The sequence below is a fragment of the Rhodomicrobium sp. genome, assembly GCF_047605405.1.
Lineage (GTDB): Bacteria > Pseudomonadota > Alphaproteobacteria > Rhizobiales > Rhodomicrobiaceae > Rhodomicrobium > Rhodomicrobium lacus.
This window is the reverse complement of sequence record NZ_JASGFR010000005.1, coordinates 22,411-41,716: the sequence shown is the minus strand read 5'-3', so window position 1 is coordinate 41,716 and position 19,306 is coordinate 22,411. Positions and strand designations below refer to the sequence as shown.

Here is a 19,306-nt window from a genome sequence, read left to right as displayed (position 1 = left end):
TGAAGGCGCGCGCCGCTCCGGCGAAACAGGTTAGAGTGATGACATCCATTGCAACGGCCGCGACGGCCACGCCCGCGAAGATCGCCTATCAGGGCGAACCCGGCGCGAATTCGCATATCGCCTGCATCAATTACGACGCGTCGCTCGAACCCTTTCCCTGCGCCACCTTCGAGGAAGCGCTGCTTGCCGTTAAGCACCGCGAAGTGCGCTATGCGCTGATTCCGGTGGAGAATTCGGTCGCTGGCCGCGTCGCCGACGTGCATTACCTCCTGCCGCATTCGGGCGTGCATATCGTCGGAGAGCATTTCGAGCGCATCTATCACCAGCTCATGGCGCTGCCCGGCGTGGATCTGGCCACGCTGAAGACGGTTCACAGCCATACGCAGGCGCTCGGCCAGTGCCGCAACACAATCCAGCGGCTGGGCCTGCGCCCCGTTCCCGAGGCCGACACCGCCGGGGCCGCGCGCATGGTGGCTGAGGAAGGCGACCCGACCAAGGCCGCCATCGCCTCCAAGCTCGCCGCCGAGATCTACGGCCTGCGCATCCTGAAAAGCGACATCGAGGACGCGGCGCATAATACAACGCGCTTTCTCGCCCTTGCCGACGAAGCGGTGATGCCGGCGTCCGGCAACGGGCCCACGCTGACGACTTTCATCTTCCGCGTCCGCAACGTGCCCGCCGCGCTCTACAAGGCGCTCGGCGGTTTCGCGACGAACGGCGTGAACATGACGAAGCTCGAATCCTATCAGCCGGAAGGCAGCTTCAGCGCCACGATGTTCTATGCCGACGTTGAAGGCCACCCGGAGGATCGCTCGCTCAGGCTCGCACTGGAGGAACTGGCGTTCTACTCGACCGAGCTTGTGGTGCTCGGCACCTATCCGGCGAGCCCATTCCGCGAGACGCTGAAGAAGGCGCCGCTGGACGACGATCCCCACCCGCTTTTCTCCGCGCGGTAGGCGGGTCGCCCGCGCTTTCCATCTGAGGAACCGGCGCATCGGCCGCTTTCACCCCTGCGGGTTGCCGGTCGGAAGGAACGACAGCCGCACGAGTTCGGGGCGCTCGAACCAGCCCGCCGCCTGCCAGAAGGCGAGGCCATCGGCATTGTCAGCCAGGAGATCGATGTGAACCTTGCCGATGCCTTCCGCTGCCAGCGCGTCCAACGCGTTGCGCACGAGGGCGGATGCGATGCCGCGCCTGCGATGCGTCGGTGCGACGGCGAGATGATAGAGATAGCCGCGCCGCCCATCGTGGCCGCCGAAAACGCAGCCGACGAACGCGCCATCCTCTTCCGCCGCGAAGCTCAGGCCGGGATTGCGCCTGAGGTAACGCGCGAACCCCTCGAACGAATCCGCATCGCGCACCTTAACGCCGGGCATGGCATCGAGAAGCGCCATGATCGCGGCGTGGTCGTCCGACGTCATTGTTCTGTAAGCGATCATGTCCCCTCCGGCGCTGTACCGCGCTCTCACGCGTGGACAGCAAAAAGGCCGGAAAGCCCGGCCTTGTGCGATCGCGAATATGGTTTGACGCAAGCGGCAGCAGGCAAGCCGCCCGGCGCTTTACGTATTCATCGAATCGAAGAAATCGCCGTTCGACTTCGTCTGGCGCAGCTTGTCGAGAAGGAACTCGATGCCGTCCATCGGACCCATTGGGTTCAGGATGCGGCGCAGTACATACATCTTGCGAAGCTGAGCCTGCGGAACGAGCAGTTCTTCCTTGCGGGTGCCGGACTTCGCGATGTCCATCGCCGGGAACACGCGCTTATCGGCCACCTTGCGGTCTAGCACGAGTTCGGAGTTGCCGGTGCCTTTGAATTCTTCAAAGATCACTTCGTCCATGCGGCTGCCGGTCTCGACCAGCGCCGTCGCGATGATGGTGAGCGAGCCGCCCTCCTCGATATTGCGTGCCGCGCCGAAGAAGCGCTTCGGGCGTTGCAGCGCGTTCGCGTCCACGCCGCCGGTGAGCACCTTGCCGGAGGACGGCACCACCGTGTTGTAGGCGCGGCCGAGACGCGTGATGGAATCGAGCAGGATGACGACGTCCAGCTTGTGCTCCACGAGGCGCTTGGCCTTCTCGATGACCATTTCAGCCACCTGCACGTGTCGCGATGCCGGTTCGTCGAAGGTGGAGCTGATGACCTCGCCGCGCACCGAGCGCTGCATGTCGGTCACTTCTTCGGGGCGTTCGTCAATGAGAAGAACGATGAGATAGCACTCGGGGTGGTTCGCCGTGATCGAATGCGCGATGTTCTGGAGCAGGACGGTCTTGCCGGTACGGGGCGGCGCCACGATCAGGCCGCGCTGACCCTTGCCGAGCGGCGCCACGATGTCGATGACGCGCGGGCTCAGATCCTTCGACTGCGGCGTGTCGGTTTCCATCTTCAGCCAGCTGTTTGGATAGAGCGGCGTCAGATTGTCGAAGTGGACCTTGTGGCGGATCTTCTCCGGGTCGTCGAAGTTGATCTTGTTGACCTTGAGCAGCGCGAAATAGCGCTCGCCCTCTTTGGGCCCGCGGATCTGGCCTTCGACCGTGTCGCCCGTGCGCAGGCCGAAACGGCGGATCTGGCTGGGGCTGACATAAATGTCGTCCGGTCCTGGAAGATAGTTCGAATCCGGAGACCGGAGGAAGCCGAACCCGTCCTGCAAGGTCTCAACAACGCCGACGCCCGTGATCTCGATGTCGCGCGCCGCGAGCTGTTTGAGGATCGCAAACATCAGCTCCTGCTTGCGGAGCGCGCTCGCATTCTCGACTGCGAATTCCTCGGCGACCGCAAGAAGTTCCGTAGGGGATTTAACTTTGAGGTCTTGAAGCTTCATTTCTTGCATGATGGTCGACGACTTTTTTGGGGGAGCATGAGTTGGAGCGGACAGTGGAGCCCGCGAACCGGGGGAGGAGAGGACGTTCGCTGAGCCGCTTGTCTTGTCTGGAGGGCAGATCGCGGCTGCTTCACTCAAATGCAGGATCGGGGTGACCGATCTTTGAACGGCAAATCTCGGACGCTTAACGACAAGCGCCAATATAGCAGCGTTTGCGCCCTTCGCAAAGACGGGAAAAAGCCCCGTCTCATTTTTTCCCGTGAGAAGAAGACCTGGAGCCGGATCCGATCAGATTGACCTCTGACCTTCAAGAAGAGACCGCTTTACCGATGTTATTGGTTTCCGCCATTTGCATTCGCTTGCAGCGAGCAAATGTCGGGATCAAAAGCTCCCCTAGAAAGGCTTCACGATGACGAGCAGGACGATCCCGACCAGAAGCAACGTCGGAATTTCGTTTATGATCCTGAAGAAGCGCGTGCTGTGCGGGATGCGGTCGGCCTCGAAATCCTTGCGCCATTTGGCGAGGAAACCATGGATGACGAGCAGGCCGATCACCAGCGCGATCTTTGCATGCAGCCAAGGCGCATGCCGCCAGTCGATATAGTCCGTGACGAAGGCGATCCACAGGCCGAGCCCCACGGTGACGATCATCGCGGGGTTCATGATGGCCTTCAGAAGCCGACGTTCCATGACCTTGAACGTCTCGGACTGCGGCGTGCCGACCCCGATCTGCGAGTGATAGACGTAGAGCCTCGGCAGGTAGAACATGCCCGCCATCCACGCGAAGGCCGCGATCAGGTGAAAGGACTTCAGGTAAAGATAGGCGTCATTCATGAGACTGATCATGGCAGGCCGTTCACGGGCGGTTTTCGAAGCGCCGCAAACCCCGGCGCTTCAGATCTCGCTATAGCTCGATTCGTTCGGATCGTCCGAACAAGTGCGACGGCCTCAGCCGCGCACCTGGCGGATGAGACGTTCGACATGCTCGACGGGGGTATCCGGAAGAATGCCGTGACCGAGGTTGAAGACGTAAGGCTTGCCGGCCAGAGCCTCCAGCGTCGCGTTCACCCGGTGGTCCATAGCATCGCCGCCCGCAAGCAGCAACAGCGGATCGAGGTTACCCTGCACGGTGACCTTGTCCTGCTGGGCGGCAATCGTCGGAAGCGGCGCGGCCGTGTCGCAGCCGAGCGCATCGACGCCGGTGCGGGCCACGTAATCGGCGTATTTCGGCGAGGCGCCGCGCGGGAAGCCGATGACCGGCACGTTCGGATGCACGGCCTTCACGCGCTTCACGATCTCGGCGGTCGGTTCGATCACGAAGGCGTCGAAGTCGTTGTCGGCAAGTGCGCTCGCCCAGCTGTCGAAAATCTGCAGAGCGCGAGCGCCCGCATTCACCTGGCCGATGAGATACGTCGCCGATGCGTCGACGAGCAGGTCGAGGATGGCCTTGAAGGTTTCCGGCTCGCGATAGGCGAGCAGCTTCGCCGCGCGGTAGTCGCTCGACCCATGGCCTTCGACCATGTAGCTCGCCACCGTCCACGGCGCGCCGCAGAAGCCGATCAGCGGGGTCCGATCGCCAAGCCCTGTGATGGTGCGGTCGATCGCTTCGTACACGATGGAAAATGTGGACTTTGCCTTCTCGACGGAGAGCTTCGAAAGATCGGCGAGGCTCGTGATGGGATCGAGATGCGGGCCTTCGCCCTCGCGGAATTCGAGATGCTGGCCGAGGGCGTGCGGCACGACGAGGATGTCTGAAAAGATGATCGCGGCATCGAAGTCGAAACGCCGGATCGGCTGGAGAGTCACTTCCGCCGCCAGTTCGGGATTGTAACAGAGGTTCAGGAACGAACCTGCCTGAGCGCGCACTTCGCGATACTCGGCGAGATAGCGTCCGGCCTGCCGCATGAGCCACATGGGCGGTGCCTTGTGGGCGGTGCCCTTCAGAGCGGCAATGAACTTCGGATCGGTCTTCGGCGTGTCAGCGGCGATGTTCATCAATAAGATTCCATCTTAAGGTTCTGTTGTTTCTTATAGGGGAGGCAACTTGCGGAAACATCGCGTTGTGCCGCGTTCTTCCCCTTGTTTGGAGAGCACGTTCTCCTGCCGATGCGTCGCGACGAGTTCTTGTTGAAAAATCGCGCTTGCGGGGGCTTTCATCCCTGCTCTTTAGCCTTGCTTTGCCCCTCTCAGCAATGAATAACGTAGGGGACAACCTGTGAAGACTCAGCGCAGGTCGCGGGCCGGGTAAGAACCAAGGGCTTTTTTTCCAGAGCGTCACGAGCTGTGCGTTCTTTTTTAATTGGCGTGGAGGACTCAATGGCCCCGGAAAATGCCAAGCCCGAGCGAAGCGCCGAAGAGGGCGCTTTATCCCCGGAATTGACAGCTGTCCCCACCGCAAAGCACTTCCACCTGCATCTCGTCTCCGACGCTTCCGGAGAGACGCTGACGACCATGGCGAAGGCGGCCGTGGTGCGCCTTCCGGGCGCGAAACCGAACCGGCACATGCACCCGCTCGTGCGCAACCCGCGTCAACTTGCCGTCGTGTTGCAGCATATCGAGGCGTCGCCCGGCATCGTCCTGTTCACGCTCGCGAACCCGAATCTCGCGGAGCTTCTGGAAACGCGCTGCGAGGAGCTTGGCGTGCCATGCGTGGCCGTGCTCCGCCCCGTTTTGAAGGCATTCGAGGACTATCTGAAAATGCCGGCTCACGCGGTCGTCGCGGCGCAGCACACGCTCGACGCCGATTATTTCCGCCGCATCGAGGCGATGAACTATACGCTCGCGCACGACGACAGCCAGCGCACGGACGATCTCGACAAGGCCGATATCGTGCTCGTGGGTGCGAGCCGCACGTCGAAAACGCCGACAAGCATCTATCTGGCGAACCGCGGTTACAAGACGGCGAACGTCTCGCTCGTGCCGAACATCCCGCCGCCGCCGAACCTGACGAGTTTGAAGACGGCGTTCGTCATCGGCCTTGTCGCAAGCGCCGAAAGGCTCTCCGAGATCAGGCGCAACAGATTGCTTGCGCTCAACAGCAATAATTTTGAAGATTATGTCGACACCGACGTTATAAAGAATGAAATAGCGTTCACGAAGAGACTTTGCTCGCAGAATGGCTGGCATTTCGTCGACGTGACGAGAAAATCGATTGAGGAAACCGCCGCTCAGATCATCGCGATCTATGAGGGGAGCCGTCGCTAGAAAAATAGCACTTCGCTTTGGCTGGATCTCGAAAAGGTACCTAATCGGCGCATGCAATCGGATTATCCTGAAATCATCCTCGCGTCCGCGAGCCCCGCGCGCGCGGCAATTCTTGCGAGCGCAGGGCTGCGCTTTCATACGCAGCCGTCGATGGTCGACGAGGCGGAAGAGCACAAGCACTTCGCACGCAATATCGCGCCCCCCGATGTGGCGCTCGCGCTTGCGCGGTTGAAGGCAGATAACGTGCTTGAGACGGAACCGGGAGCGATCGTCATCGGCGCCGATCAGGTGCTCGCGGTCGGCAACGAAATCCTGCAGAAACCGAAGAGTCAGGAGGAAGCGCGCGGCCAGCTTTTGAAACTGCGCGGCCGCCAGCACCAGCTTCATTCGGCGGCAGTCTTGCTGCATGGGGGACATGTCGCGCAATTCGTCGATACGGCCACGCTCACGATGCGCGACTTCACCGACGACTTCCTCGACTGGTACATGGAGACGGCGGGCGAGGGCGTGCAGACATCCGTCGGCGCGTATCACATCGAGGGTCTCGGCATTCACCTCTTCAGTGAGGTGAAAGGCGATTATTTCACCATTCTCGGCATGCCGATCGTCCCGGTGCTCGATGAGTTGCGGCGCATTTCGGTGCTGAAGAAGTAGGGGCGGTTATGAAACGCGCCTGTGTCATCGGCTGGCCCATCTCCCATTCGCTTTCGCCCGTGATCCACGGTTTCTGGCTGCGCGAGCACGGGATCGAGGGCGAATATGGCAAGGCGGCGGTCGAGCCGAAGGATTTCGCCGATTTCGTGCGGGGCTTCGCGGCGGCGGGGCTTGCCGGCGGCAACGTGACCGTGCCGCATAAGCTTGAAGCCTTCCGGCTCGCCGAACGGCGCGATGCGGCGGCGATGGCCATCGGCGCTGTGAATACCCTGTGGCTCGATGGTGGAAAACTTCATGGCGCGAACACGGATGCCTTCGGTTTTCTGGCCAATCTCGACGAGCAGGCCCCCGGTTGGGACAAGCCGGGCGCGGCGGTGGTAATCGGCGCGGGCGGGGCGGCGCGCGCCATCGTGTGGGCGCTGATCCAGCGGGGCTTCGCCGACATTCGCATCGTCAACCGCACGAAGGCGACGGCTGACGCTCTCGCCGCCGAATTCCCGCCCGCGACGAGCTTCGCGCTTGCCGACCTTCCGGTGGCGCTCGACCGCGCGCGCTTCGTCGTCAACACGTCGACGCTCGGCATGAAGGGGCAGCCGCCGCTCGACATCGACCTGTCGCCGGTCGCTGCCGACGCGACCGTGAACGACATCGTCTATACCCCGCTTGAAACGCCGCTTCTGGCGCAGGCCCGCGTGCGTGGGCTTGTCGCGGTGGATGGCCTCGGCATGCTGTTGCATCAGGCCGCGCCGGGCTTCGAGCGCTGGTTCGGCGCGCGGCCGCGCGTGACGCCCGAGCTTCGCGCGGCGGTGCTCGATGCCATCGCGGCGCGGGAGGCAGGCGGATGATCGTCATCGGGCTGACAGGGTCCATCGGCATGGGAAAGAGCACGGTCGCCGCCTATTTGCGCGGGCTCGGTATCCCCGTGCTCGACGCCGACCGCGTGGTGCACGAGCTTTACGCGGGCGCAGCCGTGCCGCTGATCGAGGCCGCTTTTCCGGGCACCACCGCGGGCGGCGTGGTCGATCGACCGGCGCTGGGCGGGCGCGTTCTCGGCTCGCCCGAAGCGATGAAACGGCTTGAGGCTATCGTTCATCCGCTCGTTCGCGCGGCGGAATGGCGCTTCCTGCGCGCCGAGCAGGACAAGGGCACGCCGCTTGCGATCCTTGAAATCCCGCTCCTTTTCGAGACCGGCGCAGGCGATCTGTTCGACGCCGTCATTGTGGTCAGCGCATCGGCCGAGGCACAGCGCGAGCGGCTTCTCGCCCGCACCGGCATGACGGTCGAAAAGCTCGAAGCCATCGTCGCGAAGCAGATGCCCGACGCCGAGAAGCGCGCCCGGGCCGACTACGTTGTGGATACGGAAGTCGGGCACGAGGACAGCCGACAGCAAATCGATGCAATCTTGAAGGATATCGTGACGCGGCCCCCGCTGGCATATCAACGCTGGGCCGCCCTTCAAGACATCTGACGCATCGAATACGGGGTCCATCAGGCGAGCATGCGCGAACTTGTTCTCGACACCGAGACGACAGGGCTCGACCCAAAGGACGGCCACCGCATCATCGAACTGGCCTGCGTCGAACTGCACAATTACATTCCGACCGGCGTTTTCTGGCACTGGTACTTCAACCCGGAACGGCCGGTGCCGAAAGAGGCGACCGCGATCCACGGGCTGACGGACGCCTTTCTCGCCGACAAGCCGCTTTTTTCCTCGCTCGCTTCGGAAATGCTGGCCGTGCTCGAAGGCGCGCGCCTCATCATCCACAACGCGGCATTCGACGTCGGCTTCCTGAACTTCGAGTTTCAGAAACTTGGCTATCCACCGCCGATCTCCATGGAGCGCGTGACGGACACGCTCGCGCTTGCCCGGCGCAAGCACCCCGGAAGTCCGAACAATCTCGACGCGCTTTGCCGCCGCTACGGCATCGACAATTCCACGCGCACGAAGCACGGCGCGCTGCTCGATAGCGAGTTGCTGGCGGATGTGTATCTGCGGCTTATCGGAGCGGAGCAGGCGGGGCTTGATCTTGGCGCACGCTCGGCGGAAGTTGCCGTCGCGGGCCAGGCAGCGGCGGTGCAGGTGCGCCTCAAGCCGCTGGCGCCGAGGCTTACCGCTGAAGAAGCCGCCGCGCACGCCGCCTTCGTCGCATCGCTCGGCGACAAGGCGATCTGGAAGCGTTATGACGATGCGCCACCAGCCGAGCCCGTGCAGACGGCGGCCTGAGCCCAGCGTTTCAGAGGCTCTCAGCCCGTTGTTGTCATGGTGCTGCGCAGAATGAGCTGGAGCAGCTCGCTCTGCCGGTGCGTTCCGGTCTTGGACATGATGTGCGACAGCCTGTTTCGGCTCGTCGCGCGGGTGATGTTCAGGATGCCGGCAGCTTCCTGCAAGGTGCGCCCCGCGAGAAGCTCATGAACCAGCCGCTTTTCGGCTGGCGTAAGACCGAATGCAGTCATCACGTCGGTCGCCGCATCGTGTACAGGCGCGCCAGGATCCGTGATCAGTACAATTGCACGCGTTCCGATCCCGAGCGGGAAATCGGAAGTCTGCCCGAATGGCATGATTCTGACGATGAGAGGGCGCAACCCGCTTTCCTGCGGCACGAGGACTATATCGCCCCGCCTGTGCGTGAGGGCAAGCGCCGCGCGCGCGGCCTCAGCCAGACGGGCGTCGATCAGGGGACTGACCGCAGCCAGCCGCCCCTGGACAATGCGAAGGACGTCTCCACGGCGGAAAAGCCGCTGCGCGGCCTCATTCTCGTAGCAGATCTTGCGGTCTTCGGAGAGGACGGCCACCGCCTGGCCCAATCTCTCCAACGCCTCCTCGAAGGTCTGCCGCTCGCCGTCGAGTTGCGCGAGGCGTCTGTTGAGCGCAAGCGCCCGCGTCAGATGCGGGGCAGCCCGCTGCACGAAGGCGACCTCACGGGGCTCGAAGGTCTCGGAATGGTAGGGCCTGACGACGCCAAGGCAGGCCAGACGCTGTGCGTTTCGGGCGGCAAGCAGCGTGATCGAACCGCGTATGTCGAAACGGCGCGAGTAATCGTGGATGAATTCGCTTTTCTTGTAAGCCTCGCGCGGAACGAGAGCGTGATCGGCGATGGCAACGCCGGCCGGGACCATGGTCAAGGGGGCGGCCAGAGGGTTAACCGAGTGATAGTAATCGGCGTATTGCCGCTGCGCCTCGGGATCGACGTGCCAGCTCATTCCGAAGCCGAAACCGGAGTTGTCCGCCTCGCTCGCATGAAAAGCCGCGCCCGAACCGCCGACGGCGGCGGTCAGGTGAGCAAGAACCCGTTCCCACTTCAGCGGGTCTTCCGCAGCCTCATAAATCAGGTCGATGAGCGTTTCGAAGGAATCGGCCATAGCCGTTCGTATGCAGTTTTATCAGCCTCCGACAGGAAGCCGCTCGGCTTGGACGAAGTCAATGGCTTTTCGAAAAATGCAGGATGCATTTGCATCCTGCAAATTGGAGGCATCCTCCCTAGAATGCCAGTTTACCTTGTGGAGAGGGCGGCTTCTCGCCCATGGCGAGGCGCGGGATTGTATGCGAAGAACCGGGAAAAACCTGTCCCTTGCGGCGGATCCAGCAGCACAGGGAAGCAAGCAGCGTCTGGGCACTTTCACGCCGGACAGCTTGCTGTTTCTGGCGCAGGGCATTCTCGATGATTCGGCGGATCTTCTCGAAGAAGGCGATGTTCCCGCCGCGTACAAGCTTCTGGAGCGGGAGCTTTCCGAGGTCTTCGACCTTGCAAAAAGACTGCAATGCCTAAGCCGCCTTCGCCTCGTAACGCGTTCGCACCGGATGTACCGGCATTGCCGTGAAGACCCTTTCACAAGCTATGCATCAGCGAAGTCCGGCGGCTACGCGGTCTCCCTCGACTTTCTCAATGGTGGCTTATTGCCGCTGGGAACGCCGAAGGGCGCCGCGAGGATCTTCGACCAGCTTACGACGAGCACTTTCGCGCTTTCGGTGCGCCTCCTGAAAACGCTGACGCGCGCATATATCGAGGATGTAAGCACCCGCCGCGCCAGCCCTCGAATTCTTGCGCTCGGCGCGGGACATCTTCGTGAACTGGAAGACGGCCCCCTCGACCTCAGTCGCATGGAGTTCACCGCGTTGGAGCGGGACGCGGCGGTCTGTGCATTCCTCAGCCGTAAATATCAGAGCCAAATCACGATTATTCAGCCTTCGTCAGATGACATTGAAGGCTTGTTTCGCGAGAAGGGCGGTTTCGATCTGATTTATGGCCCCTTGCTTCTGACGCTCTTGTCCGACAGGCGGGCGCGCCGCCTTCTCGGCGTCCTTAATAATCAGCTAGCCAACGGCGGGAAATTGATCGTCTGTAATGTGGCCGCCACGGCGGATTTACGCGGCTACCTGGCGTTGTTCTCAAGACCGGGACTGCAATTTCGGAGCCGGCCTGATCTGAAAGCTCTCGCCGAGGGTGCAAGATCCGATGTCTTTGGCGATCCATTTAATAATATCAACTACTTAATATTGGAAAGGGTCTGAAGCTCAAGCCATAACCAAACGTTCACGCATTAATCCTAGCCCCGGTTGCCGTGATGTTTAGGCTACACTAGTGAGTTTGTGCGTGTTACGATAAATTCATGCACTGACCTCACCTCCATTCGGCGCGCATTTGGTTATGGACAGGTTTGCGATAGAGCGATTCATCGAGGACGCCAACGCGTCGAAGTCGAGCAAGGAGGTTTCCGAGCTTTTTGGAAAAGCCCTCGCAGTCTTCGGCTATGATCGCTATTGCTACAGCCTAATCACCAATCATCCATCCGTGGGATTGAACGCGGGACACGGTATCGTCTGCAATTACCCGGACGATTGGATGGATCATTACCGGATCAATCAGTACGAGAAAAAAGACCCCGTTCCGCAATTCGGGGTTTGCGCGAGCAGGCCGTTTACCTGGGCGTCGGTGCTTACGCAACGCAAGTGGCACACGGATCAGATAAAGGTCATGAACGAGGCGGAGGAAGCGCGCCTGTGCGACGGCATCGCCGTGCCCATCTGCGGTGTGAACGGTGAACTGGCTGGCTTCGGTATCGCAAGCAGCCATGGCGGCATAAACCCGGACAGGGCGCTGCTCCACAAGGTGCAGGCGCTTGCCTTTCAATTTCATCTTGCCTTCACGGAGCTGGAAAAAGTCGAGTCTCCGTTGACGGAGGATATCGGCGAGGTTTATCTCACCGAACGCGAAAGGGAGATCATGTCCTGGGCGGCGGAGGGAAAGAGCGACTCCGTCATCGCCGATATCCTGGGGGTGTCCCACTCCACCGTTCGTTTTCATATGAGCAATGTTTTCAAGAAGTTAAATGCTAACGAGCGCACACTTGCGACCGTCAAGGCCATTCGTCACGGTCTGATCCTCCCCTCCTTCTTCGGCTGATTCCCGTCGGAACCTGTCAAGGTTGCTAGCTGTGAAGCGGCAGCCATTCCGCGATTATGCCCCTCGTTGTTCACGCGTAGCGAGGGCGCTGATGATTGACTGCATTTCGATCAGTACAAGTCACCTGTTTGCGGGAAATCCTATCTACGAGCAGCACCGGCTTAGGCACGAATGCATCGTGCAGCGGCAACACTGGAAGGTGCCTACGATCCGGAACATGGAATACGACCAGTATGACAATCCGGCCGCCTGGTATCTCGTCTGGCGGGATGAGGCGGGAAGAGCGCGGGGATCGTCGCGGCTTTATCCGACAGATCGCCCGTACATGCTGCAGGAGGTTTTCCCCCATCTCGTCAGCAACATCGCCATCCCGAAAGCAGCCGAAGTCTGGGAGGGGAGCCGTTTCTGCGTGGACGAGAAGATGCCGACCGAGAAGCGCAAGCGGATCATTCAGGAACTCATCATCGGCTATCTGGAGTTCGGACTTGCGCAGGGCATAAACCGCATCGTCGGCGTCATGTACCCGGCGTACTGCCGCAATATCTTCGTGCGTAACGGTTGGGAAGTCGAGTGGTTGGGAGACGTAGCGAGAAGTGAAGAAGGCTACAAAATAATAGCAGGTTCGCTGACAGTATCGAGGGCGGTCCTGCAGAAGGTCCGGGAGAAAACGGGTATTTATGAGAACGTCCTCAATTATGGCGAACACACTGAAATGCAGCTCGCTGCCTAGCAGCGCAGTCGAAGACGGCTTTTTTTCGGAAAAGAAGCAGCAGGATGTCAACGGTATACTGGCAGCCCTGCGATATCTCTCCCGCGAAGCCGAAGGTGCCGGCCTAAGCGAACTCGCAAAGGCATTGGTCGAGGCGGAGACGAAATGTGATCAGGACTTTCGCAGGCACACTCATTGGCAAGCGTGACGTCATGATTGTCACGATTACTTTCGACACGATAGCAACAGGATAGGCATGATGCCCTTACGTAACGAGCTGAGACCGATGGATATGGACTCCCTCTTCCCGGGAAATCCGCAACCGCTGATCGCGGAGCACGTCTCGGATATGCTTCAGTCTCAATTGACGAACGCATTCGAGGCCGCGCTCTGCGAGGGAATGCAGCCGACCGATGCCCTGGCCGTCATGTTGTCGTGGATGTCGTCGGAGATGATGCGCATCCAGGTTGACGCCCCCGCCAATCCTTGACTGCTATCGGCGCGCTGCGTCGCACAGCATGCACCAACTCCGCGCAGGCGGAGGGATTTCATGTCGGCATGATAAACCGCTTCGCCAAAGGCGAAAGCGGTTGCATGCTTTGGTCATGGGCGGACTTCCGACGGTCAGGGTCCATCCGGCGTCGCGCCGCCTCAATAAAAAAGCACCGCACCTTTGTTAAAGCGCGATGCCGAGTATGAGCGGTGCTCGTCGAGCAGAGAAGGCGAACCTCCTTCTGCATCGTCCCAAGTTCTAGCTGACGGTCGGCTGCTGGCCTTCGGCGGCGCGACGGCGATAGAGACCGGCGAAATCGATTGGATCGAGCAGCAGCGGCGGGAACCCGCCCTCGCGCGTCAGGTCCGCTACGAGACGGCGCACGAAGGGGAAGAGTAGCGCCGGCGCTTCGATGAACAGAACGGGCTGAACGGCTTCCTGCGGCAGATTCTTCAGAACGAACGCGCCCGCGTAAAGCAGCTCGATGTTGTAAAGCACGCCCTCATCGCTTTTGGCTTCGCCTTCGAGCGCAAGGCCGACTTCGAAAACGCCATCCTGAATGTTGTTTACCTGCACATTGAAGTTGAGTTGCAGGTTCGGGTTGTTACCGGGGCCGCGAAAGAAGCGCGTGGGATCCGGGCACTCAAAGGACAGATCCTTGATATACTGTCCGATGACGTTGACTTGCGGCTGACCCGGATTCAGTTCGGGCTGTTCGGTGCCGCCGTTCGTTCCATTGGTCTCGGCCATTGGCTCATTCTCCGGAATGTCTGAGTCTACGCTTTTGCGGCTGGCCACGGGCGGCGCGCCTTCAGCGGTGAGCTACCATGCCGCACACGCGACTGCAACGCCTTCGCAGGCGCAAGTCGCCGTCATCCCAAGAAATGGAGCAAGGTTTTCGCCCCGCGAACGGAGGCGATCTTCTATTTCGGTTCGATGCTCTGATCTCCGCCCGGCGTGCCCGGTGGAGGAATGACCGGCGTCGTGTTCGGATGAGGCTCAGGCGGCATCACGGTCGACATGTTGGGTGTATTGCGTTCCTGCGGGCGGATGACGCCGTCGTTTCGGTCGAGATGCTCGGTCAGCGTTTCGCCAGGCCGCAAGTCCGGCACCGGCACCTGAACGCGGTTCGGATCGCTCGACAGCGTATCTTGGGGCGCGGCTTTCGGCTTCGGCGCGTCGACATCCGCCTGAAGCGGAGGACTTGTGAATGCCGCCAGCGCCGCTCCCAGCGCCAAAGCCGGGAGCAGCCTGTTTCCCGCGGTGCGCGGTTCCACGGTCATTCTCGGCATGGTCGTTTCCTCCGTTGGCCCTTTCGGGAGAACGACCGCAAGTGCCGTCAGTTCCGGCGCTATTCCGCCGGAGCCACCGCGGGTTGCGTCTTCCCATGCACCAGCGCCCATGTCGCAAGCGCGCAGATGAGGATGACCGCCGCCAGAGCGGCCGAGACGAGCAGCACCTCCTGAAATCCGCCGTGAGCGCGCAGAAGGCTGATGAGCGGCACCGCGAGGCCGCCCACCGTGAAGCCGACGAAGAAGCGCACGGAATATAAGCGGTTGCGGAATTCGTCGGCGACGTAGCGGCCCACCATGGCGTCGTTCAACACCACTTGTCCGTAAATCGCTGCCGTCGCCAGCACGAGCCCCGCCGCCATCGGCACGCCCGTCGTCAGCGCTGAGAGCAGCAGGCCACCTGCCTGCAACGCGGACAGGGCAACGAACAGCAACGGCAGTTCCAGCTTGTCGATGAGCCGCCCCACAGTGATCTGAGTGAGCGCGCCGCAGACGAAAATGCTCGTCGTGATCCAGCCCGTCAGCTCCAGCGGGAGCGAGAAGCCGAGCCGCTCGTCGATCACCTTCGGCATGGCGATCGTCACGATGTTGAACGTCAGGCCGCCCGCGAGGATTGCTGCCACGAAAGCGAGCAGCAGCCACACAAGGCGCTGGCGGCTCATGACGAGCGCGTGGCTCGCGGCGCCCTTCTTGCCGGTCATGGTGTCATCGCGGACGAGCGCCACGAACGCGATGCCGAGCGCGATAAGGATCACGCCGGGCACGATGAATGCCGCGCGCCATCCGAAATTCGCGGCCAGAAGCCCTGTGATGCCGGAAGCGAGTGCCGCGCCCATGTTGCCCCATACGCCGTTGATGCCGAGCGCGCGGCCGAGCTTCTTCGCGTTCGCCACGATCATGGCGGACCCGATGGGATGATAGATCGCGCTGAACATGCCGAGCATGAGCAACGACCCGGCGATCATCGGGAAGCTCGTCGATGACGCCACCGCGAGACACGCCGCGCCGTAGCCGAAGAAAAAGGCGATCAGGAGCGCGCGCCGCCCGAAGCGGTCCGCGAGCCAGCCCACCGGAAGCGCGAAGAAACCGAACGCGACGAAAGCGCCGGTCGTCAGCCAGATCAGATCGCCGTAATCGCGGCCGAGGTCCGCCGCGATGGCAATGACGGCGGTCGGGAAAATCAGCAGAACGAAATGATCCAGCGCGTGTGCGATGTTCACGAAAAGTAGTGTCTTGTGCGGCGCGTCGCCCTTTGCAGTCATGGTGTTGGCGTATCCCTCTCTTGCTTGCGTGCCTGCCGAAAGCGTAGTCTGGCCTGAAAACGCACGGGGGCCGAAAACTGTCTCAAGCGGGCCAAAATCGCAGCACCGACCGCGCCGACTACCAGAATGTGCCGCGCGCGGTCGCCGTTATGGCTAAGGACTATCCGGCGGGAGCCAGCACGCAGCCGCATTTTCACCCGCGCGGACAGCTCCTTCACGCGGTCGAGGGCGTCATGCTGGCGAAGACCGCGCAAGGGGCGTGGATCGTGCCGCCGCGTCATGCGCTCTGGATACCGGCGCACACGGTCCATTGCGTCGATTTTCGCGTGCCCGTTTCTCTCCGCACCGCGTACATCCGGGGGGAGGAAGCCGGCGTCATCCCGACGCAATGCAAGGTGATCGCCGTGCCGGTCCTCCTGCGCGAAGCGATCCTCGCCCTTCTCGAAGAGCCGGTCCTTTACGACGAGAGCGGACGAGGCGGCGCGCTGGCGGCGCTCGTCGTCCACGAGGTGGCGCGCGCAGCGAGGGCGGAGTTCGAGCTTCCGCTTCCGGGGGACCGCAGGCTGGCGGCGCTTTGCGAAGCGCTGATCGAGAATTGCGCGCTTCCGCTCAACATCGACGATTGGGCGATACGGTGCGGCCTTTCCCGCCGCACATTGACGCGCCGCTTCCGGGAGGAAACCGGTCTCTCCTTCGCGGAATGGCGGCGGCGGTTGCGCGCGATGAGCGCCGCGGCCCTCCTGAGCGAGGGCGCGAAGGCCGAGGCTACCGCGCGCCGGGTCGGCTATCGCAGCGCAAGCGCGCTTGTCGCCATGATGCGACGTCGATAGGCGTCAATCCGTCCGTTGTTCGCCGTATGGATAAGCGTCGTGGATCTTGACAAAGAGGTCGGAGAAAGAGCACGGGATCTTTCCCAAGGCGGGACCGGTTATGATCTTTCTTCCGAGGCCGCTGAGCGCGACTTCGCATTTCCGCAGTTCGTGAAGTTCGGCATTTAATTTCGCCTTGATCCGGAAAAGCCGCTCATTGATGATTGCGGCGACGGTCACGGCGGCCCGAGGGGCTTAGGCATGAGTGAACATACGCTCGCACGACTGGCCGCGACGATAAAGGCGCGCCGCGCTTCCACTGCTTCCGCGTCATATACGAAATCGCTGCTCGACAAGGGCGCGGCGGCCTGCGCCAAGAAACTTGGCGAGGAAGCGGTCGAAACCGTGATCGCAGGCGTCGCGGAGAGCGACGAAAAGCTCCGCGCGGAGGCTGCGGACCTTCTCTATCACCTGATGGTTCTGCTCGAAGCGCGCAATGTCCCGATCGAGGCGGTGTTCGCCGAACTCGACAGCCGCACCGCTCAATCAGGACATGCGGAAAAGGCGTCGCGGCCGAAGGATGGCTCGCAGTCATGAGCATGCCGAGCCCCGTTCTGGAGTTCGAGTTGCCCCAGGCCCTGCAGCTCTCTCCCTATCGTACCTTCTCGCGCGAGGAATGGTCGAAGCTGCGCGACGGCGTTCACATGACGCTGTCCGAGGCCGATCTTGCGCGCCTTTCGGGCCTCATCGAAAAGATCTCGCAGGAAGAGGTGACGGACATCTATCTGCCCGTTGCCAAGCTCGTGAACTATTACGTTCGCGCGGCGCAGCTTCTGCACAGCGCGACGACGCGCTTCTTCAATCACGGCGACGCCAAGATGCCGTTCATCATCGGCGTTGCGGGCAGCGTGGCGGTGGGCAAGAGCACGTCGGCGCGCGTCCTTCGCGAGCTGCTTGTGCGCTGGCCGAACCATCCCCGCGTCGATCTCGTTCCGACGGACGGGTTTCTGTGGCCGAATGCCGAGCTTGAACGGCGCGGCATCATGCACAAGAAGGGCTTTCCCGAGAGCTTCGACCAGGCGCGGCTACTGCAATTCGTCGCCGACGTGAAGGCGGGCAAGGCGCGCGTGGAAGCGCCCGTTTATTCTCACTTCTCCTACGACATCATTCCCGGCGAAAAGATCGTCGTCGACCGGCCCGACATCCTTATCATCGAGGGGCTGAACGTGCTCCAGCCCGCGAAGCTGCCGAAGCACGGCGACGCGGTGCCTTTCGTCTCCGACCTTCTGGACTTCTCGATCTACATCGACGCGGAACCTGCGGTGATCGAAAAGTGGTACGTGACCCGCTTCCTGCGCCTCTACAGCACCGCGTTCCGCGACAGGGACGCCTATTTCTACCGCTATTCCAAGCTGACGCAGGAACAGGCCATCGCGCAGGCGCTGAAGCTCTGGCGCACGATCAACCTCGTGAACCTGAAGAAGAACATCCTGCCGACGAGAAAGCGCGCCAATCTCATCCTGTCGAAGGGCGACTCGCATCGCGTGGAGACGGTGGCGCTGCGGAAGCTGTGAGCACGCGCCCGCTTTGCCGACTGAAGCGATGTCTCTTCATTGAAGGCCGTCGCTTCAGTCGTTAAGGTTTGAGCGATGCCGTTTCTCCATTTACCCACGATTACCTCTGAAAAGAGCCTCAACCGCCGCGCGGAGATGCGGCGCGATGCGGCTTTCATCGACGCCCGGTTCAATGCTCCCGGCACCAGGGTTCTGGTTCTCGCCGACCTTCGGATTCCCATCCATCCGACGCCGGACCGCGCGCCGCCCGCCATTCGCTGGCTGAGTGTGCCGGAAGTGCAGGCCCTCGCCGCGCCGGCCGACTTCGCGTTTCTGGGTGAGGACGGGACGGGGGCCAGCGTGTTCGCCTGTAACGTGCCGCCCTACCACAGAGACTTCGCGGCGGTGGAAAAGGCGCTCTCTCCGCTTGTCGATCTGCGCTCGCTCGCGCTTCAGGGTGTTTCACATGAAACGGATTTGCTGATCGCGGCGGAAGCGCGGGCGCTGCTGGGCTGGCATGCCCATCAACGCTGCTGCTCGCGCTGCGGCGGTCCGCTGCATGCCATCGAGGGCGGATGGTGCCGAACCTGCGCGGGGTGCGGGCAAAGCACATGGCCGCGAACCGACCCCGCCGTGATCATGCTCGTCACGCGCGGCGACCGTGCGCTGCTCGGCCATGAGCTTCGCTTTCCGGACAAGTTCTATTCGACGCTCGCCGGTTATGTCGAACCCGGCGACGACGTCGAGCACGCCGTTCGCCGCGAGGTTAAGGAGGAGACGGGCATCGAGGTGGGTGCGGTCGAATATGTGGCGAGCCAGCCTTGGCCCTTTCCGCACTCGTTGATGATCGGTTGCTGGGGCGAGGCGCTTACCGAGGCGCTTACGATCGACCGCACGGAGTTATCCGATGCGCGTTGGTTCGACCGGGCGGAACTTGCCTCTATGCTTGCGCTCTCCCACCCGGAAGGACTGTTCGTCCCGCCGCGGATCTCGATGGCGCATTCGCTGATCCGCGCGTTCGTGGATGGCGCGCTTCCCCGCTCGTGAGCGGGGGAAGCTGTTCCGTCGTTGTCGGATCGCGGAAGCGGTTCGCCAACGCGGATGTCAGACTT

23 protein-coding genes are annotated in these 19,306 nt (G+C 61.9%); 14 read left to right on the top strand and 9 right to left on the bottom strand.

Features of this window, described 5'->3' with window-relative positions; translation table 11 throughout:
* Positions 1–38: 38 nt before the first annotated feature.
* Positions 39–956, top strand: a complete 918-nt coding sequence (locus QM659_RS03350) for a prephenate dehydratase (RefSeq protein WP_127079161.1) — start codon at positions 39–41, stop codon at positions 954–956.
* A 48-nt stretch (positions 957–1,004) separates the two neighbouring features.
* On the opposite strand, the gene QM659_RS03345 is transcribed toward QM659_RS03350, so the two are convergent.
* The 4 genes from QM659_RS03345 to hemE form a co-directional block, all read right to left on the bottom strand.
* Positions 1,005–1,439, bottom strand: coding sequence for a GNAT family N-acetyltransferase (locus QM659_RS03345; protein ID WP_415187363.1), 435 nt, complete (start codon positions 1,437–1,439; stop codon positions 1,005–1,007).
* 120 nt (positions 1,440–1,559) lie between these two features.
* Positions 1,560–2,825 (bottom strand): transcription termination factor Rho, encoded by a 1,266-nt coding sequence (gene rho, locus QM659_RS03340; RefSeq protein ID WP_127079165.1) that lies wholly within the window; start codon positions 2,823–2,825, stop codon positions 1,560–1,562.
* A gap of 384 nt (positions 2,826–3,209) precedes the next feature.
* Entirely contained in the window at positions 3,210–3,650 is a 441-nt protein-coding gene (gene hemJ / locus QM659_RS03335) for a protoporphyrinogen oxidase HemJ (RefSeq protein WP_415187362.1), read from the bottom strand.
* Between the two features lie 114 nt (positions 3,651–3,764).
* Positions 3,765–4,811 carry a uroporphyrinogen decarboxylase gene (gene hemE, locus QM659_RS03330; RefSeq protein ID WP_415187361.1) on the bottom strand — a complete coding sequence of 349 codons (1,047 nt, stop codon included), beginning with the start codon at positions 4,809–4,811 and terminating at the stop codon, positions 3,765–3,767.
* A gap of 321 nt (positions 4,812–5,132) precedes the next feature.
* Here hemE and QM659_RS03325 point away from each other — a divergent pair, with 321 nt between their 5' ends.
* From QM659_RS03325 to dnaQ, 5 genes are read left to right on the top strand one after another with little or no spacing between them, the layout of a single operon-like run.
* Positions 5,133–6,020, top strand: a complete 888-nt coding sequence (locus QM659_RS03325; protein WP_127079171.1) for a pyruvate, water dikinase regulatory protein — start codon at positions 5,133–5,135, stop codon at positions 6,018–6,020.
* A 51-nt stretch (positions 6,021–6,071) separates the two neighbouring features.
* Positions 6,072–6,674, top strand: coding sequence for a Maf family protein (locus QM659_RS03320; protein WP_127079173.1), 603 nt, complete (start codon positions 6,072–6,074; stop codon positions 6,672–6,674).
* A gap of 8 nt (positions 6,675–6,682) precedes the next feature.
* The gene (locus tag QM659_RS03315; RefSeq protein ID WP_415187360.1) at positions 6,683–7,519 is read left to right on the top strand and encodes a shikimate dehydrogenase; all 837 of its coding nucleotides are present in this window, start codon (positions 6,683–6,685) and stop codon (positions 7,517–7,519) included.
* Complete coding sequence (coaE, locus tag QM659_RS03310) at positions 7,516–8,142, top strand: dephospho-CoA kinase (RefSeq protein ID WP_415187359.1); 627 nt, start codon at positions 7,516–7,518, stop codon at positions 8,140–8,142. Before QM659_RS03315 ends, coaE begins: the two co-directional genes overlap by 4 nt.
* 30 nt (positions 8,143–8,172) lie before the next feature.
* Entirely contained in the window at positions 8,173–8,898 is a 726-nt protein-coding gene (gene dnaQ, locus QM659_RS03305) for a DNA polymerase III subunit epsilon (RefSeq protein WP_415187358.1), read from the top strand.
* Positions 8,899–8,918: 20 nt separating this feature from the next.
* Here the strand turns inward: dnaQ and QM659_RS03300 are convergent, their stop codons facing one another.
* The gene (locus QM659_RS03300; protein ID WP_415187357.1) at positions 8,919–10,034 is read right to left on the bottom strand and encodes a helix-turn-helix transcriptional regulator; all 1,116 of its coding nucleotides are present in this window, start codon (positions 10,032–10,034) and stop codon (positions 8,919–8,921) included.
* A gap of 61 nt (positions 10,035–10,095) precedes the next feature.
* Between QM659_RS03300 and QM659_RS03295 the strand changes: the two genes are divergently transcribed.
* The 4 genes from QM659_RS03295 (at position 10,096) to QM659_RS03280 (ending at position 13,275) form a co-directional block, all read left to right on the top strand.
* Positions 10,096–11,184, top strand: a complete 1,089-nt coding sequence (locus QM659_RS03295; RefSeq protein WP_415187356.1) for a hypothetical protein — start codon at positions 10,096–10,098, stop codon at positions 11,182–11,184.
* Positions 11,185–11,320: 136 nt separating this feature from the next.
* Entirely contained in the window at positions 11,321–12,076 is a 756-nt protein-coding gene (locus QM659_RS03290; RefSeq protein WP_415187355.1) for a helix-turn-helix transcriptional regulator, read from the top strand.
* Between the two features lie 91 nt (positions 12,077–12,167).
* Complete coding sequence (locus QM659_RS03285) at positions 12,168–12,806, top strand: acyl-homoserine-lactone synthase (protein ID WP_127079187.1); 639 nt, start codon at positions 12,168–12,170, stop codon at positions 12,804–12,806.
* A gap of 265 nt (positions 12,807–13,071) precedes the next feature.
* Positions 13,072–13,275 carry a hypothetical protein gene (locus QM659_RS03280; protein ID WP_415187354.1) on the top strand — a complete coding sequence of 68 codons (204 nt, stop codon included), beginning with the start codon at positions 13,072–13,074 and terminating at the stop codon, positions 13,273–13,275.
* A 261-nt stretch (positions 13,276–13,536) separates the two neighbouring features.
* Here the strand turns inward: QM659_RS03280 and secB are convergent, their stop codons facing one another.
* The 3 genes from secB to QM659_RS03265 all read right to left on the bottom strand — a co-directional run bounded on the left by secB (position 13,537) and on the right by QM659_RS03265 (position 15,832).
* A complete protein-coding gene (secB, locus tag QM659_RS03275) occupies positions 13,537–14,028 on the bottom strand; it encodes a protein-export chaperone SecB (protein WP_303483457.1) in 492 nt (163 codons plus the stop codon).
* A 173-nt stretch (positions 14,029–14,201) separates the two neighbouring features.
* Positions 14,202–14,570 (bottom strand): hypothetical protein, encoded by a 369-nt coding sequence (locus QM659_RS03270; protein ID WP_415187353.1) that lies wholly within the window; start codon positions 14,568–14,570, stop codon positions 14,202–14,204.
* A gap of 59 nt (positions 14,571–14,629) precedes the next feature.
* Positions 14,630–15,832, bottom strand: a complete 1,203-nt coding sequence (locus QM659_RS03265) for an MFS transporter (protein WP_303483460.1) — start codon at positions 15,830–15,832, stop codon at positions 14,630–14,632.
* Positions 15,833–15,981: 149 nt separating this feature from the next.
* Between QM659_RS03265 and QM659_RS03260 the strand changes: the two genes are divergently transcribed.
* Positions 15,982–16,662, top strand: a complete 681-nt coding sequence (locus QM659_RS03260; protein ID WP_245434079.1) for an AraC family transcriptional regulator — start codon at positions 15,982–15,984, stop codon at positions 16,660–16,662.
* 3 nt (positions 16,663–16,665) lie between these two features.
* Here QM659_RS03260 and QM659_RS03255 read toward each other — a convergent pair whose 3' ends face one another.
* Positions 16,666–16,881, bottom strand: coding sequence for a hypothetical protein (locus QM659_RS03255; protein WP_415187352.1), 216 nt, complete (start codon positions 16,879–16,881; stop codon positions 16,666–16,668).
* A 21-nt stretch (positions 16,882–16,902) separates the two neighbouring features.
* On the opposite strand from QM659_RS03255, the gene QM659_RS03250 reads away from it, so the two are divergent.
* From QM659_RS03250 to nudC, 3 genes are all read left to right on the top strand, one after another.
* Positions 16,903–17,238, top strand: a complete 336-nt coding sequence (locus QM659_RS03250) for a phosphoribosyl-ATP diphosphatase (protein WP_127079202.1) — start codon at positions 16,903–16,905, stop codon at positions 17,236–17,238.
* Complete coding sequence (gene coaA / locus QM659_RS03245; protein ID WP_127079204.1) at positions 17,235–18,215, top strand: type I pantothenate kinase; 981 nt, start codon at positions 17,235–17,237, stop codon at positions 18,213–18,215. The genes QM659_RS03250 and coaA overlap by 4 nt, the downstream gene beginning before the upstream one ends.
* A gap of 75 nt (positions 18,216–18,290) precedes the next feature.
* Complete coding sequence (nudC, locus tag QM659_RS03240; protein WP_415187351.1) at positions 18,291–19,241, top strand: NAD(+) diphosphatase; 951 nt, start codon at positions 18,291–18,293, stop codon at positions 19,239–19,241.
* Positions 19,242–19,306: the final 65 nt, after the last annotated feature.

Coding starts and splice junctions, on each gene's coding strand:
- QM659_RS03350 (WP_127079161.1), top strand. CDS start 39: ATGACATCCATTGCAACGGCCGCGACGGCCACGCCCGCGAAGATCGCC.
- QM659_RS03345 (WP_415187363.1), bottom strand. CDS start 1,439: ATGATCGCTTACAGAACAATGACGTCGGACGACCACGCCGCGATCATG.
- rho (WP_127079165.1), bottom strand. CDS start 2,825: ATGCAAGAAATGAAGCTTCAAGACCTCAAAGTTAAATCCCCTACGGAA.
- hemJ (WP_415187362.1), bottom strand. CDS start 3,650: ATGAATGACGCCTATCTTTACCTGAAGTCCTTTCACCTGATCGCGGCC.
- hemE (WP_415187361.1), bottom strand. CDS start 4,811: ATGAACATCGCCGCTGACACGCCGAAGACCGATCCGAAGTTCATTGCC.
- QM659_RS03325 (WP_127079171.1), top strand. CDS start 5,133: ATGGCCCCGGAAAATGCCAAGCCCGAGCGAAGCGCCGAAGAGGGCGCT.
- QM659_RS03320 (WP_127079173.1), top strand. CDS start 6,072: ATGCAATCGGATTATCCTGAAATCATCCTCGCGTCCGCGAGCCCCGCG.
- QM659_RS03315 (WP_415187360.1), top strand. CDS start 6,683: ATGAAACGCGCCTGTGTCATCGGCTGGCCCATCTCCCATTCGCTTTCG.
- coaE (WP_415187359.1), top strand. CDS start 7,516: ATGATCGTCATCGGGCTGACAGGGTCCATCGGCATGGGAAAGAGCACG.
- dnaQ (WP_415187358.1), top strand. CDS start 8,173: ATGCGCGAACTTGTTCTCGACACCGAGACGACAGGGCTCGACCCAAAG.
- QM659_RS03300 (WP_415187357.1), bottom strand. CDS start 10,034: ATGGCCGATTCCTTCGAAACGCTCATCGACCTGATTTATGAGGCTGCG.
- QM659_RS03295 (WP_415187356.1), top strand. CDS start 10,096: ATGGCTTTTCGAAAAATGCAGGATGCATTTGCATCCTGCAAATTGGAG.
- QM659_RS03290 (WP_415187355.1), top strand. CDS start 11,321: ATGGACAGGTTTGCGATAGAGCGATTCATCGAGGACGCCAACGCGTCG.
- QM659_RS03285 (WP_127079187.1), top strand. CDS start 12,168: ATGATTGACTGCATTTCGATCAGTACAAGTCACCTGTTTGCGGGAAAT.
- QM659_RS03280 (WP_415187354.1), top strand. CDS start 13,072: ATGGATATGGACTCCCTCTTCCCGGGAAATCCGCAACCGCTGATCGCG.
- secB (WP_303483457.1), bottom strand. CDS start 14,028: ATGGCCGAGACCAATGGAACGAACGGCGGCACCGAACAGCCCGAACTG.
- QM659_RS03270 (WP_415187353.1), bottom strand. CDS start 14,570: ATGCCGAGAATGACCGTGGAACCGCGCACCGCGGGAAACAGGCTGCTC.
- QM659_RS03265 (WP_303483460.1), bottom strand. CDS start 15,832: ATGACTGCAAAGGGCGACGCGCCGCACAAGACACTACTTTTCGTGAAC.
- QM659_RS03260 (WP_245434079.1), top strand. CDS start 15,982: ATGGCTAAGGACTATCCGGCGGGAGCCAGCACGCAGCCGCATTTTCAC.
- QM659_RS03250 (WP_127079202.1), top strand. CDS start 16,903: ATGAGTGAACATACGCTCGCACGACTGGCCGCGACGATAAAGGCGCGC.
- coaA (WP_127079204.1), top strand. CDS start 17,235: ATGAGCATGCCGAGCCCCGTTCTGGAGTTCGAGTTGCCCCAGGCCCTG.
- nudC (WP_415187351.1), top strand. CDS start 18,291: ATGCCGTTTCTCCATTTACCCACGATTACCTCTGAAAAGAGCCTCAAC.